General features: G+C 67.2%; 13 protein-coding genes. 2 read left to right on the top strand and 11 right to left on the bottom strand.

Features of this window, described 5'->3' with window-relative positions; all coding sequences use genetic code 11:
* Positions 1-82: 82 nt before the first annotated feature.
* Positions 83-2,389 carry a VIT domain-containing protein gene (locus FVQ98_RS09655; RefSeq protein WP_147913220.1) on the bottom strand — a complete coding sequence of 769 codons (2,307 nt, stop codon included), beginning with the start codon at positions 2,387-2,389 and terminating at the stop codon, positions 83-85.
* A gap of 264 nt (positions 2,390-2,653) precedes the next feature.
* On the opposite strand from FVQ98_RS09655, the gene creD reads away from it, so the two are divergent.
* Entirely contained in the window at positions 2,654-4,102 is a 1,449-nt protein-coding gene (creD, locus tag FVQ98_RS09650; RefSeq protein ID WP_147913219.1) for a cell envelope integrity protein CreD, read from the top strand.
* 286 nt (positions 4,103-4,388) lie between these two features.
* Positions 4,389-4,634: a hypothetical protein gene (locus FVQ98_RS09645; RefSeq protein ID WP_147913218.1), complete on the top strand. Its 246-nt coding sequence runs from the start codon at positions 4,389-4,391 to the stop codon at positions 4,632-4,634.
* A 551-nt stretch (positions 4,635-5,185) separates the two neighbouring features.
* Here the strand turns inward: FVQ98_RS09645 and creC are convergent.
* The 10 genes from creC to FVQ98_RS09590 form a co-directional block, all read right to left on the bottom strand.
* On the bottom strand, positions 5,186-6,715 hold the full coding sequence (gene creC, locus FVQ98_RS09640; protein ID WP_147913217.1) for a two-component system sensor histidine kinase CreC: 1,530 nt from the start codon (positions 6,713-6,715) through the stop codon (positions 5,186-5,188).
* Between the two features lie 647 nt (positions 6,716-7,362).
* Positions 7,363-8,178 carry a winged helix-turn-helix domain-containing protein gene (locus tag FVQ98_RS09630; RefSeq protein ID WP_147913215.1) on the bottom strand — a complete coding sequence of 272 codons (816 nt, stop codon included), beginning with the start codon at positions 8,176-8,178 and terminating at the stop codon, positions 7,363-7,365.
* 355 nt (positions 8,179-8,533) lie between these two features.
* Complete coding sequence (minE, locus tag FVQ98_RS09625; protein ID WP_147913214.1) at positions 8,534-8,794, bottom strand: cell division topological specificity factor MinE; 261 nt, start codon at positions 8,792-8,794, stop codon at positions 8,534-8,536.
* A gap of 3 nt (positions 8,795-8,797) precedes the next feature.
* A complete protein-coding gene (minD, locus tag FVQ98_RS09620; RefSeq protein WP_147913213.1) occupies positions 8,798-9,616 on the bottom strand; it encodes a septum site-determining protein MinD in 819 nt (272 codons plus the stop codon).
* Positions 9,617-9,817: 201 nt separating this feature from the next.
* Positions 9,818-10,606, bottom strand: coding sequence for a septum site-determining protein MinC (minC, locus tag FVQ98_RS09615; RefSeq protein ID WP_147913212.1), 789 nt, complete (start codon positions 10,604-10,606; stop codon positions 9,818-9,820).
* 480 nt (positions 10,607-11,086) lie between these two features.
* Positions 11,087-11,296: a DUF2788 domain-containing protein gene (locus tag FVQ98_RS09610; RefSeq protein WP_147913211.1), complete on the bottom strand. Its 210-nt coding sequence runs from the start codon at positions 11,294-11,296 to the stop codon at positions 11,087-11,089.
* Positions 11,297-11,298: 2 nt separating this feature from the next.
* Complete coding sequence (locus tag FVQ98_RS09605; RefSeq protein WP_147913251.1) at positions 11,299-12,156, bottom strand: DUF2189 domain-containing protein; 858 nt, start codon at positions 12,154-12,156, stop codon at positions 11,299-11,301.
* A 325-nt stretch (positions 12,157-12,481) separates the two neighbouring features.
* Positions 12,482-13,045 carry a Spy/CpxP family protein refolding chaperone gene (locus FVQ98_RS09600; RefSeq protein ID WP_147913210.1) on the bottom strand — a complete coding sequence of 188 codons (564 nt, stop codon included), beginning with the start codon at positions 13,043-13,045 and terminating at the stop codon, positions 12,482-12,484.
* Between the two features lie 175 nt (positions 13,046-13,220).
* Positions 13,221-13,634, bottom strand: coding sequence for a Cu(I)-responsive transcriptional regulator (cueR, locus tag FVQ98_RS09595; protein WP_147913209.1), 414 nt, complete (start codon positions 13,632-13,634; stop codon positions 13,221-13,223).
* Positions 13,635-13,683: 49 nt separating this feature from the next.
* Positions 13,684-13,881, bottom strand: a complete 198-nt coding sequence (locus FVQ98_RS09590) for a heavy-metal-associated domain-containing protein (protein ID WP_147913208.1) — start codon at positions 13,879-13,881, stop codon at positions 13,684-13,686.
* Between the last annotated feature and the right edge of the window lie 110 nt (positions 13,882-13,991).

Here is a 13,991-nt window from a genome sequence, read left to right as displayed (position 1 = left end):
TGCCCGGAGCGCGATAGCGCGGAGAGAGCGGGGGGAAGGCGCCGCAGGCGACTCAGGGGGGTGAGCGCGGCGGCCGATCGGTTCACGCAGTGAACCGATCCGTCCGTCGCCGCGCCACGGCCCCGCCCAGCACCGCGAGCACCACCAACATCGCCGCCCAGGTCGCCGGCTCCGGCGTGCTGCCCACGGCGGCGCCGAGTGCGCTGGCATCGCCCACCGCCCTGTCGGTCACGCCTTCGGGCAGGGGGCTGGGTTGGTTGGCCGTCGCCTGGTTGCCGCCCGGGTTGCGCACCACCTTGTCGACGGCGATGAAGCTCGTGTACTGCGTCAGCAGGCTGTAGTCCAAGCCCAGGCGGGTGATAGCGGCCTTCTGCTCTTCACCGCCGGTCAGCGCTTCCTGGTCGCTGAGCGCGGCGATGCGGTGGCGCGCCCACAGGTGGCGCAGCGCGCCAGTGCCGCTCCAGCTGGCTTGCGTGTCGATCGGCAGGGCCTGGCGGTAGGCGCCGCCGGGGGTCAGGCCTTCGACGATCAGCTGCGGCTTCTGCGCGGCGCCGGTGGCGGATTCGCGCCACTTGCCGAACACGATCACGGGGCGCTCGGCCAGCACGTCGGGCAGTTGCTCGGGCTCAACGTCGTACACATCCAGGCCCTCGAAGCGCGCCTTCACCTGCGTCAGCACGGGCGTGGCGATGATCTGGCGGAAACGCTTGGCCTGGGCCTCGGCCTCGTCGGGGCGGGTGATGATGAAGGGCTCGCCCATGCCGGCGCGCGCCAGGCCTTCCATCAGGTGGCGGTTCACCGAGCCGCCGATGCCGAAGGAAAACAGGTTGGCCTGGCCCAGGTGCTTGCGCACCAGGGCAAAGGCTTCGGATTCGACGGTGACATAACCGTCCGTCACCACCACGATGCTGCGCGACACGGCCGGGTCCTTCGGTGCCTGGTACACGCGGCGCAGCGCGGGCAGCAGCTCGGTCGATCCGCTGCCGCCCATCTTCTCGATGGTGGCGATGGCGGCGTTGATGTTGGCGGACGTGGCGGGCACCGACTGCGGCGACAGGAACTGGTTGCTGCCCGAGAACAGCATCACGTTGAAGGTGTCGCTGGCACGCAGGTTGCCGATCAGCTCGCGCAGCAGCGCCTTGGACGTTTCCAGCGGAAAGCCGTGCATGCTGCCCGAGATGTCGACCACGAAGATGTAGTCGCGCGGCGGAATGTCCTTGAGCGCAACGGCCTTGGGCGGCTGCACCATGGCCAAGAAGAAATTCTCCTTCTCGCCCTTGTGGAGCAGCACGCCGGTCTGGATGCCGTTGCCGCTCAAACGGTAGTCGAGGATGAAGTCGCGGTTGTTGCTGCCCTTGACGCCGCGCGAGCTGGTGTCGGCCAGGCGCACGCTGGCCTGCTTGGCAGCGCTGTCGGCGTCGATCTGCGTGTCGATGGCGTGGCTGGGCGAGCGGATTTCCTGGATGCCGATCGGGCTGGCCAGATTCACCTTCAGGTTGAAGGCGCTGGGACTGACCTCCCCCTGGTGCAGCACGGGCTGGGCCGGGAACCCGGCGGCACGCTGCAAGGCCTGGCCGCTGCTGGCTTCGGTGGGCGCGTTGCCGCCGCCGCCGGGCCGCCCCAAGGCGGCGATCGTCCCCTCGGGGGGCAGCGCACCTTGCGCAGCAGGGGAGCGTGGGGGCTCCTTGCTCATGCCGGCGTAGCGCGGGCCGACCACGGTGGGGAAGACGAACTGGTATTTGCCGTCGGTCGGCACCAGCAATTCGTTGTAGCGCAGCTCCACCTGCACGTCGTCGCCGGGCAGGATGTTGGCCACGTTCATCTGGAAGACGTTGGGGCGGTGCTGCTCCAGCAGGGCGGCGGTCTTGCCTTCCTTCTTGGCGGCGTTGTACTCGACCTGGGCCTGCTGCTTTTCGCGGATCTTCGCTGCGATCAGGCGTTCGCCAATGCGCACGTTCAGGCCATTGACGGCGGCGCGGGTCGAGCCGGGAAACAGGTACTTGGCCTCGATCGGCACCGTGCCTTCGTTCTTGTAGCGCTGGGTGACCACCACGTCGGCGATCACACCGCTGATGTTGACCTGCACGTCGGTGCTTTTCAGCGGCAGCGCGTCCACGCCGGGCTGCGCGCCTTTGACGAAGAAGTACGGGCTTTCGGCCTTGGCGGGCGCGGTGCTGCCGTCCTGCGCATGGACGCTGGGCGCCAACGCGACCAGGCCCAGCAGCAGCACGTACCAGCTGGCGCGCTGCAGGCACACGCTGGCCTGGCGGCCGGTGTGCAGCGCGCCCTCCAGCGTGCAGCGCAGCGGCTCGGGGACCGGCAGGCGTGGCGCCAGCTCTGGCAGTGCGCGCAGCACCGCGCTGGCATCGGGCAAGGGAAAGTGGCGCATGGTGTGTTCTCTTTCTGGTCGGGCGTGAGGCCTGGGGTGGGGGGTCTGCGCCGCCGTCCTCACATCGCTAGCAGCGCATGGAGCGGACTTTGAAAGCCGCACCCGAAGGGCGAATGAAGTGCCTGCGAAGGCGATCGCGCTGTGTGAAGTCGGCGTGAAGTCGCGGTGAAACGCGCACACCGAAGCGTTGCTGCGACTTCACACGCGCTTCGTCGGTAGCCGCGAGCATCGGCGCCCTCACCACACCGAACAAGGGAACACCCCATGAACCGCTTAGCCGCCTGGCGCGAATCGACGCTGGCCAAAGTCCTGGCCCTGCTGCTGCTCTTGCTGCTGCTGTGCATCCCGCTGGGCGAAATCGAGTCGCTGATCCGCGAACGCAACGCGACGCAGGCGTCGGCGGTGAGCGAGCTGGCCGAAACCCACGTGGGCCCGCAGCGCCTGGTGGGGCCGGTGCTGTTCGTGCCTTACGTCGAGCGCTGGCAGGTCGCCGAGCGCAACGAACGCGGCGAGCAGATCGGCCTGAAGCCCCGGTCAGAACAGCGCTTTCAGCTCTTTTTTCCGCAGCAGATGGACGTGCGCGGGCAGCTGACGCCCGAAGAGCGCTACCGCGGCATCTTCACCGTGCCGTTCTACCGCCTCAAGGGGCAGATCGACGGCCGCTTTGCGCCGGTCACCCCGGCGCAGCTGCCGCAGAAGGTGGCGGGGTCGACCGTGGAAGTGCAGGCGCCGCTGCTGGCGCTGAGCGTGACCGACCTGCGCGGGCTGGAAGGCGCGCCGCGGCTGACGCTGGCGGGTGCGGCGCTGGCCTTCAACGCGCGCGTGCCGCACGTGCCGACCGGCTCCTGGCTGGCCGCTGGCGTGCACGCCCCGCTGTCGGGCGCAGCGCTGCAGGCCTTCAACGCCGGGCAGGCGATGCCGTTCCAGCTGGCACTGCAACTGGCCGGGCAGAACGAGTTGTCGATCGCGCCGCTGGGCGACGAAACCACCGCGCACCTGACTTCGCCCTGGCCGCACCCGCGCTTTGGCGGGCGCTTTCTGGCGACCGAGCGCACGGTGACCGACAGCGGCTTTGACGCGCGCTGGCGCATCGCCGCACTGACCAGCCAGACGCGCGACCAGCTGCGCGCGTCGCTGACCGCGTCGGACGAGCAGGCCCGGGCCGGCGACGGCGCGCTGGACAGCTTCAACGTGGCGCTGGCGCAGCCCGTCAACGTCTATTCGATGGCCGAGCGCGCGGCCAAGTACGGCGCGCTTTTCATCGCGCTGGTGCTGATGGCGGTGTTTATGGTCGAGTTGTTCAAGCGCCTGCGCCTGCACCCAGTGCAGTACGCGCTGGTCGGGCTGTCGATCGCGGTGTTCTTCCTGCTGCTGCTGGCGCTGTCGGAAAAGCTGGGTTTTGCCATCGCCTACGCCAGCGCAGCGGGCGCCAGTGTGCTGCTGCTCGGCACCTACTTCAGCGCCGTGCTGGGCGGCGTGCGGCGCGGCGGCACGCTGGCCGCGTACGTGGCGGTGTTGTATGGCGCGCTCTACGGTTTGCTGGCGTCAGAGAGCAATGCCTTGCTGCTGGGCGCACTGCTGGTCTTCGGCATGCTGGCCACGCTGATGCTGACCACGCGTCACGTCGACTGGTGGTGCATGGGCGCCACACCAGCCAAGCCCGCGCCCGCCACTGCGGCACCCGACGGTGCGCCGCAACCGCAATCGATGTGAGAAGTGATCGACCCATTTGAGCTACGAAATCCATAGCTGCTCGCGCCGATTCAGAGCCGCCGTGAACCATATTTCCATCACATGTTAATATCAGTTGAACGCGATGCGCGTGGGTGTGAAAAATGTCGTGGCGGGCCGTTCACAGGCCCTTCGACAGACGTTGCGAGAGCGTGCAATTTGTCGCGCACGAGGTCGCCAACGCTGCGCGAAGGCAAAGCTTGGCTGTCACAGTCAGGGTTCCTCATCGACCAACGACATCACTGCCGCTAGGCAAGGAGAACACCACATGTCAGCCAAGAAAGTACGCGTCGAATTCCTGGACGGTGCCGGCCAGGGCGTAGGCGGCGTGACCGTCAAAGCATCCGGCTGCGCCGAGCTGCAGACCGCCCCCACCGGCCAGGCCTTCTTCCTGGTGGAAGACGAGAACTTCGCCATCTTCGCCAACGGTGGCGAGGTCTACAAAGGTTCGCTGTCCAGCCTGCCCGAAAAAATCGTCTTCAAGCAAGACGGTGGCAGCTGGAAGGCAGCCTGAAGCGCACAAGGATCTCCTGACATGCCACGGTTCCTCGGTGGCGTGCCCTGCGGCCTTCGGGCCGCTTTTTTGTGGGCGATCGGGCTTGTGGGGTTGGGCGAGCCACGCCGCGGATAAGGTCCAGCCCGCGGCACGCGCCCCTGCCAAGCGCTGGCGGCAGCAAGCCATCACCTGCGTCGCCGCAGGGCCAAGCCGGTCGGCCCCCGAACCCCCGCAGCGGCCACGCGCACCACCTTGACAGGGCAGAGTGCTGCAGCGCAGCACCAACTGGCCGGATGTTGTATACTTTAGATATTAGGGATTCTACTTAGTTGTTTTCCCGTAGGGCTGGCCCGGATGGAGATGCACGCGGCCAGATCCCTTTCGATGGCATCTCCTGTGACATGGAGTCCACCGTGCGCAACGTGATCGTTTCGTTCCTTGAGTTCGTCCAGCAAGCCCGCGCGGCCCATCTGGAAATCGCCTCGCAGTAAGCAGGCCCCTGGCGTCGACCTCGCGGTCGGTACCGCCAGCACAGCGCAAGCGCCTCGCCCACCGGCCAGGCGCTTTTTTCATGGCTTGAGGGCCGGCAGCCGCAACACGGCCAGCGCGCCCTGGTCGGCGCGCGGCGCATCCGGCCCGCGGCGCGGCACAGCGTTGCCCACGTCGACGCTGCCCTGGTGCAAGGTGGCGATCTCGCGCACGAAGGACAGGCCCAGCCCCGTGCTCTTCTTCTGCGAGCCCGGCCGCGCGAGCGAGAAGAACTTGTCGAACAGCTTGCCCTCCGCGTAGCTTGGCACGCCAGGGCCGTGGTCGCGCACGGCGATGCGCGCCATGCGGCCGTCGCGCGACAGGCGCAGCACGATGTCGGCGCTGCCGGACTCGCCCCGCGCCGCGTCGCCCGGCGCAAGCGAAGCCATCGGCGCGGTGAATTCCACCGCGTTGTCCAGCAGGTTGCCCACCGCGCGGCGCAGCAGGAATGGGTCGCCTTCCACCGCGACGTCGTCATCGATCTGCACGTCGATGCGCAAACGCGGCGCCTGGGCGCGCGCCGCGGCGGCCAGCTCTTCCAGCATCGGGGCCAGCGCCACGCGCTGCTGATCGCGCAGCATGCGGCGGCTTTCCAGCGCAGACAGCTCCATCATGCGGTCAACCACTTCCTGCAAGCGGTGGGACTCGCGCGCGATGTTGGCGGCAAAGCGCGCCGCCTGCTCAGGCGGCATGCCGGGCTCCTGCAGCAGTTCGGCCGCGCCGCGCACGGCGGAGATCGGGCTTTTCAGCTCGTGCGTCAGCTGGCGCACGTAGTCCTGCACGTAGTTGCGCCCGGCGATCGCGTCGCGCACCTCCTGGCCGGCCGCACGCGCCTGCGCCCGCACCGCGCGCCAGGCCCGGCGCGGGCTGAAGTGGCGGCGCCCACCCTCGTCGCGCCACCACGCGGTGCGCAGCGCGGCGAAGAGGTCGCTGGAGATGCCCAACGGCCGGATCAGCAAAAAAGAGAGCACCAGCGCCAACAGCAACGCGGACAAGCCGGACACCAGCCCCACATAGATCACGTTGTTGCGCGCCGCCGCCACGAACTGGCCGAAGCTCTGCACCGGCTTGCCCAGCGTGACGACGCCGACGATCTCGCCGTTCCAGCGGATCGGCGCGCCGACGTACATCACCGTGCTGGTCGCGTCGGTCGGCACGTCGCGCGTGGTGCGCGCGCCGTACTCGCCCAGCAGCGTCAGCCGCACGTCGCGCCAGTGCGAAAAATCCTGCCCCAGCGCCCGCCCGGTCGAGTCGTACACCACCACGCCGTGGCGGTTGGTGACGTAGGCGCGCAGGTCCACGCGCGTCTTGTGCAGCTGGTAGACCTGCGCGGAAAAGCGCCGCGCGTACAGGTCGCGGAAGATGCCGCCGATGCGGTCGGTCGGCAGCGCGCCGAACTCCACGTCCTGCTCGATCACCGTGGCCATCAGCTGCGCGGTCTCGATCAGGCCCTCTTCCGCCGATTCGCGGTAGCGCGGATCCAGGTCGGCCAGCAGCTGGTACAGCAGCGCCGCCATGCCGATGGCGTAGACCGCGATCAGCGCGAGGAAGATGCGGGTGCGGCGTGACACGCGAAGTACGGGATGAAAGAGTTGTATCTAATCGTATAATAAGGTATCTAGCAGATACTTTATTCATCCTCGGATCCTTTTCCTCTTTGTATGAGATTTCTCCGCACCCTTCTTTTGATTGTCGCAACCGCATTGGTAGCTGGTTGCACAGCACCACCTCCACTGAACTTCTCCGTTTCCGATGTCCAGGTTTCGAAGAAGAAAGTAGATGCTGAACTACGGTCTATCACTGTCACGCTCGCAAAGCCTGGTGAGCAGCAGGGTGGAATTCCCACAGATATGGATAGGGTAACGGCGTATTGGAAGGAAGCTCTGCAAGCGGGCCTTGATCGAATGACGGTTTTCCGAGATGAGGCAGCCACCAAAGTCAGTATTCAAGTGAAGATTCTCGCGTTTGAGATACCGCGATTCGGAGCTGAGATGAGAACGCACTCAGTTGCCCGATATGAAGTGATCGATCGAGCCTCGGGTGCCGTTCTTTATTCGAAGGATGTCACTTCGCTAGGCGTCGTACCTGCCGGGTATGCTTTCTATGGAGTTACTCGGGCAAGGGAATCCATTAATCGGGCGGCGCAAGACAACATTCGGCAATTCCTTCAAAGCCTCGACAGCACTGACGCAAGCGACAGTCTGAAGGCCGCGGTCCGTTAGGCCTCGCGCAACGCATAGCCCACACCGCGCAGCGTGCGGATGGGGTCCTCGTCCTCGCGCACGGCGCGCAGCTTGGCGCGCAGGGTCTTGATGTGCGCGTCCACGGTGCGGTCGAAGCTGTCGCCTGGATCGTCCCACACGCGTTCCAGAAGCTCGTCGCGCGTGAAGACACGACCCGGGCGCTGCAGCAGCGTGGCCAGCAGGCCGTATTCGTAGCGCGACAGTTCGAGCGGTTGACCGTGAAAGCGGATCAGGCGGCGCTCGGCATCGCAGCTGAGGGCACCATGTTGCAACGCGCCTTCCGCTCCTTTTTCAGGAGCTGACCGCGCTGATTCCTCTAGGGCCACAGCCCGATTCTCTTTAAATTCTTCGGCGGCAGCAGCAGGCGCCGCGAACGCCACGGGTTCAGTGTTCGCGCGCTGGCTGCGCCGCAGGATGGTGCGCACGCGCGCCACCAATTCGCGCGGGGAGAACGGCTTGGCCACGTAATCGTCCGCGCCCAGCTCCAGCCCGACCACGCGGTCGATCTCGCCGGTGCGCGCGGTGAGGAACAGCATCGGCACCTGCTTGCCGCCCGGCAGATCTTGCAGCCGGCGAAACAGCTCGAAGCCGTTCATGTCCGGCAGCCCCACGTCCAGAATCGCCAGCGCCGGCGGCGCGGCGCTGAACGATGTGATCGCCTCGCGCCCGCTGGTGCAAGCCACCGGCTCGAAGCCGTCGCTGGCCAGCGCGTAGTGGATGGTGTCGGCAATCCCCGGCTCGTCCTCCACCACCAGGATCGTCGGCTTGGGCAAGGCGGTGGCTGAAGACATGCCAGCCATTCTAGATTGCTATTAAATAAGAAGCTGACCGCGCAGGTGGTTGTAGGGCTAGAGGTCGATTTAATTCAATTTATCGCATCACGACCATCGTCACAACCCGGCACACCAGCGACCAAATCGACAATCGCTGCGGCCGGACGGAAGCCGCTGTCGACGCTTCTGACAAGCCCGCCGCTCGCTGTCGCCGTACCACGCCAACCAGCCCGCCGGACGAATGGCCGCGGAGCAGGCCACCCCAGCGAACGCCGTTGCCGGACCTGCGCCGGCAACTGGCGTTGTCCCCCGGCCCGCAGCGCGCCAGCGCGAAGAGAGCGGGGGGAAGGCGCGTCAGCGCCTCAGGGGGGTGCTACTTCTTCTCCGGCAACTCGATCTTGACCTCCAGCACCTCCAGATCTTCCTCGCGCTCGAGGTTGACCTTGATGTCCTTCGGGTCGATCTTGACGTACTTGCTGATCACGGCGATCAGGTCGCGCTGCAGGTCGGGCAGGTAGTCGGGGTCGGCGCCGGTGCGGCCGCCGCGCTCGTGCGCCAGGATGATCTGCAGGCGTTCCTTGGCGACGCTGGCGGTCTTCTTCTTCTCGCCCAGGAAAAAGGAGAGGAACGACATCGTTTACTTGCCCCCGAACAGGCGCTTGAAGAAGCCGGGCTTTTCGGCGTCGATGTAGCGCATGGGCTTGTCGGTTTCACCGAGAAAGCGGTCGATCACGTCCAGGTAGGCGCCCGACACGTCGGTGCCCTTCAGGTGCACGGCGGGCAGACCCTGGTTGGAGGCCTGCAGCACGGCTTCGCTTTCAGGAATCACGCCGATCAGCTTGACGCGCAGGATGTCCTGGATGTCCTGCAGGCTCAGCATCTGGCCGTCGGCCACGCGGTTGGGGTTGTAGCGCGTGATCAGCAAATGTTCCTTGACCGGGTCCTTGCCGTCGATGGCGCGCTGGGTCTTGCTGCCCAGCATGCCCAGGATGCGGTCGGAGTCGCGCACGCTGGAGACTTCGGGGTTGGTCACGATCAGCGCCTCATCGGCGTAGCGCATGGCCAGGAGCGCACCGCTTTCAATACCGGCGGGCGAGTCGCAGACGATGTAGTCGAAGTCCATCGCGGCCAGGTCGTCCAGCACCTTCTTGACGCCCTCTTCCGTCAGCGCGTCCTTGTCGCGCGTCTGGCTGGCGGCCAGCACGTACAGGTTCTCGCACTGCTTGTCTTTGATCAGCGCCTGCGTCAGGTTGGCTTCGCCCTGGATCACGTTGATCAGGTCGTACACCACGCGGCGCTCGCAGCCCATGATCAGGTCGAGGTTGCGCAGGCCGACGTCGAAGTCGATCACCGCCGTCTTGTGGCCCTTGAGTGCCAGGCCCGAGGCAAAGGCAGCGCTGGTGGTGGTCTTGCCCACACCGCCCTTGCCGGAAGTCACTACGACGATTTTTGCCATGTTGTGATCACCTTGTTCAATCGATTCGGTAGCCGGTGCGCGCGAGCGCTCGGCCTGAAGTCAGATGGCCGCGGAGCAGGCCGTGCAAGCAAACGCCGTTGCCGGACCTGCGCCGGCCACTGGCGTTGTCCCCCTGCCCGCAGCGCGCCAGCGCGCAGAGCGCGGGGGGAAGGCGCGTCAGCGCCTCAGGGGGGTACCTCATCACGCGTTCACTTGCTCAAAAATCAGCTTGTCGCCCGCTTCTTCCGACGACTGCAGGCGCACTGTGGCGGCGTGGCCCCAGACTTCACCGGGCAAGGCCTCGTCGCTGGTGCGGTAGACGCCGCTGATCGACACCAGCTCCGGCTTCATCTCGCGCGCGAAGATGCGGGCGTCGGGCCAGCCGCGCGCGCCGGCGATGGCGCGGCCGCGCAGCGGGGCGTAGACGTGGATGTGGCCGTCGGCAATGACCTCTGCGCCCGGGTTGACCATGGCCATGACGACCAGATCGCGGCCGCGGGCGTACACCTGCTGGCCGGAGCGCAGCGGCCGGTCGATCACCAGGGCGCCGGGCGGTGGGGCTTCGAGCGCGCTCGGCTCGGGTTGAGCGGCCGTGGCGGTGGTGGGCGGCGGCTCGGGCGGGCGCGCGGCGGTCTGCACGCGCACGTCGTTTGCAGCCAGCAGCCCGGCGGCCACGGCGGCGGCCATCTGTTCGTCGTTGCCACCGCGCACGGCCAAGGGGCGCAGGCGGTGGGCGGTGAGCAGCGCCACGATCGCCGGAAAGTCCAGCTCCGCGGGCGATGCTTCCTCGCTGGCTTCGGCCTGCAGCGTGGACAGATCCAGCACCAGCAGGTCGTGGTCGAAGAAATCGGGCTTGTCGCCGTACTGCGCGCGCAATTCGTCCTCCAGCACCTGGAGATCGGGCGACTTCAGGCGCAGCGCGAGCAGCGGCAGGCTGGCGCTCTTGATCTCGAAGGTGGTGGGGCTGCGGCCGGCGAGGGCTACGGACATGGGCGCAAAGCGGCGTCGAGGAAATGGCCCGGGTGCGGGACGGGGGAAAAGCCGGCCGATCTTACCAGCGGACCCGGGGTGTGGCGCCTGCCCGTGACGGCCGGGATGTAACGGCTGATAGCAACGCCGGGACGGCCAGCGGCCGAAGTTGACCACGACCGCGCCGCGCTGCGGCTTTTTGGGTGGAAAAGGCGGGTGCTGACTTCTCTCCAATGTCTTTATTTCAAATTAGTAGTGGTAGTAGAGGCTGGTCGTTTTTTGGGACAAGTACTTTTTTCTGTGACGTGACAAGGATTTGCAATCGGACAAAGTCTGTGCAGCCGGGTGCCGTCAGCGGTGCCGGAATTGGGTACAACTTGGGCACGCGGCCTGCTTCTGTGGATAAGTAGCAGGTTGTCCGGCTTTTGGCGACAGACTTATCCACAAGGCGATGGGGCGTACGCCGCCCGCGCCGACAACGCGGCCGGCCGGTTCAGCGCGTCAGCGTTCCAGGACCCACTGGATGACCGTCTTGGCCAGAAAGCCGACCATGCCGAAGGCCAGGGCCAGGAACAGCACGAAGGTGCCGAACTTGCCGGCCTTCGACTCCCAGGCCAGCTGCGCGATGATGAAGACCATGTAGAGCATGAACGCGCCCACGCCGACGGTGAGGCCGAACCAGGCGATCTGCTCTTCGTTGAAACCGAACATGGTCAGCGGCCTCCCTCGGGCGGCAGGCGCTCGGGCAGCGTGCTGGCGTCGACCAGTGCACGGTACGCGTGCCAGCTGGCGTGGCCCAGCCAGGGCAGGATGACGATCAGGCCGATGAGGCAAGTCGCCATGCCCAGCAGCGTGAGGCCCATGATCAGCGCCGCCCACAGCGCCATGGCGCCCGGGTTGGTCAGCACCGTCTGCCAGCTGGTCAGCACGGCCTGCAGCACGTCCACCCGTCGGTCCAGCAGCAGCGGCATGCTGACCACGCTGGACGCGAACAGCGGCGCTGCCATCAGCGCGCCCATGGTCAGCCACAGCTCGAACAGATAGCCGCGGTGCGACAGCACCACGTGGCGTACGAAGTCCATGGGCGTGTTGACCGGCTCCGGCGCCATGGCGGTGATCAGCGCGGCCGAGGTCAGCACCCAGCCGGTGCCGGCCAGCGACAGCAGCAGGCCAAAGCGCACCAGGCTCCAGTAGCCGCCGTGCACGGCCGGGCGCGAGTACTGCCAGCGCGTCCAGGTCTTGCGGATGGTGCGCCAGTTGGCTGGTTCGCCGCGCTCCATGGCTCGGCTGAGCGCGTACAGGCTGGTGGCCAGCACCGGCGCCACCACCAGAAAGCCCGAAAAGGCACCGGCCAGCAGCCAGAAGTGGTCGCGCGCCAGCCACAGCAGCAGCGCGCCGAAGGCGGCCAGCGCCACGCCGTGCATCAGGCTGCACCGGCCGCAGCGCCACAGGTCGCGCCAGCCCAGCGCCAGCCATTGGAACGGCGCCGACACCGGCACCTGGCGCACGGCCGGGAGTTTCAGGGTGCCGCGGGCGGGACGCGGCGGCAGCGGTGGGGGCGGAGGGGCGATGTGCGGCACGGGACTCAGCTTACGTCCAAAGGCCGGGGTGTGCCAGTTGGCGGGCGGGCCCCGGGATTCTCAAAACTATAGCTGCTCGCGCTTTTCCAGTGGGCGCTGGCGGCCGATTGGACTGGGTATACCGGCGTAAGCTTGATGTGGGTCAAGTCTGCGCCTGCCGCCGGGCACACGCGGCGCAGGCAGGGCTCCGCTCGACAGTCCAAAAAAAAAACCAGCCGCGACCCAAGGGCCGGGGCTGGTTCCGAGGACCTGCGGTGGCACTCGGCGCGTCACCTGCAGGGGAACAACCGACGCCAGGTCGGTCGCCGTGCGCCGATCAGCGGGGGCCGGGGCCCATGCCATGGTGGCCATGGTGGCCGCCGCGGTGACCGCGCTTGCCCTCGCCCTTGCCGAAGCGCATGCCGCGCTCGTCAAACACTTTCTGCTGCTCGGGCGTCAGCTGGGCGTAGAAGGTCTTGACCGCATCGCCGCGCTGCTTCATGTGCGCCTGGCGTTCGGCCATGCGCTTTTCCATCAGGTCGATGCGCTGCGGCGTGTTCAGGTTCTTGAACGCATCGCGGTCTTGCGCAGAGCGCTCGGCTCGGGCGGGCGGCTGCGTCGCAGTGGTGAAGGTGATCCACGCGCCTTCCTGGGCGGAGGTCAGCTTGAGCGCGGCCTTCAGTTCGGCCTGGCGCTTGGCGCGGTGTTCGGCCCAGCGCTTCTGGCGCTCGGCAGGGTTGCCGCGGGCTTGGCGCTGCCCGGGCTGGGCACTGGCGTCGCCGGCGGCGGGCGCTGCCGTGGGTGCCGGCTGCGCAGTCGAGGCGGGGGTTTGTGCCGTGGCCACGATGCCGGTGGCGGCCAGCAGGGTGGCCAGGAGGAGGTGCTTGGGTGCCTTGGTCATGTCGATGTTCCTTGCGGTGTCGCCGGGCCATCCCGGCGAGGCCGTTGGCCGCCGGACGGGATGTCTGGCGTATCGGCTTGAAGGTAAGTGTGGTCGGCGCATGTATCCGTGCGATCACCGCCGGATAAGGCTTTGTAAAGTTCGGCCGCGGCTTGGCGCAGGCCGCGCGGCAGGGCTACGGCGGGGGTGCGCCGGCCAGGTCGTCGAGGATCGGGCAGTCCGGCCGCTGGTCGCCGTGGCAGTGATGCAGCAGCTGGTTCAGCGTGTGGCGCATGGCCTGCATGGCGGCGATGCGCGCGTCCAGGTCGGCCACGTGTTGCTGGGCGATGCGCTTGACGTCGCCGCTGGCGCGCGAGCGGTCGCGCCACAGGCTCAGCAGGTCGGCGATCTCGGCCATCGAAAAGCCCAGGTCGCGCGCCCGCTTGATGAAGCGCAGGGTGTGCACGTCGGCCGCGCCGTACTGCCGGTAACCCGATTCGGTGCGCGCCACGTCGCCGAGGAGGCCGAGCGATTCGTAGTGCCGCACCATCTTGGCCGACACGCCCGAGGCGCGCGCGGCCTCGCCGATGGGCACGGGGTCGTTCGTCATCGTTGGCAAATCGGGCGTCATGGAAGGTGGCGGGCCGTCGGTGCGGGCCTCAGGCCTCGACCGTGTAGCCCTCTTCGCGGATGGCGTCGGCGATGGCCTGGCGCGGTTCGGTCGAGTCCACCTCGACCAGGTCCTGACTGCGGTCGATCTTGACCTGCGCGCCGCCGTCCAGCTGCTTGATGGCGCGGGTCACGGCGGCTTCGCAGTGGCCGCAGGTCATGCCGGTGACGGTGAATTGCTGTTGCATGAGGGTCTCCTTTGGGGGGCGGTGGGACGATGATGGCGCAAGTCTGAGGCTTGCCATGGTGGGAAGGTCAAGCCTGGTCGAACACCGCTGGGTTTTTGGTATGAAGTTAG

The sequence above is a fragment of the Ottowia flava genome, assembly GCF_008017535.1.
Lineage (GTDB): Bacteria > Pseudomonadota > Gammaproteobacteria > Burkholderiales > Burkholderiaceae_C > Ottowia > Ottowia flava.
Note: the sequence above shows the minus strand (reverse complement) of the source record. Positions and strands in the feature narration are given on the sequence as shown.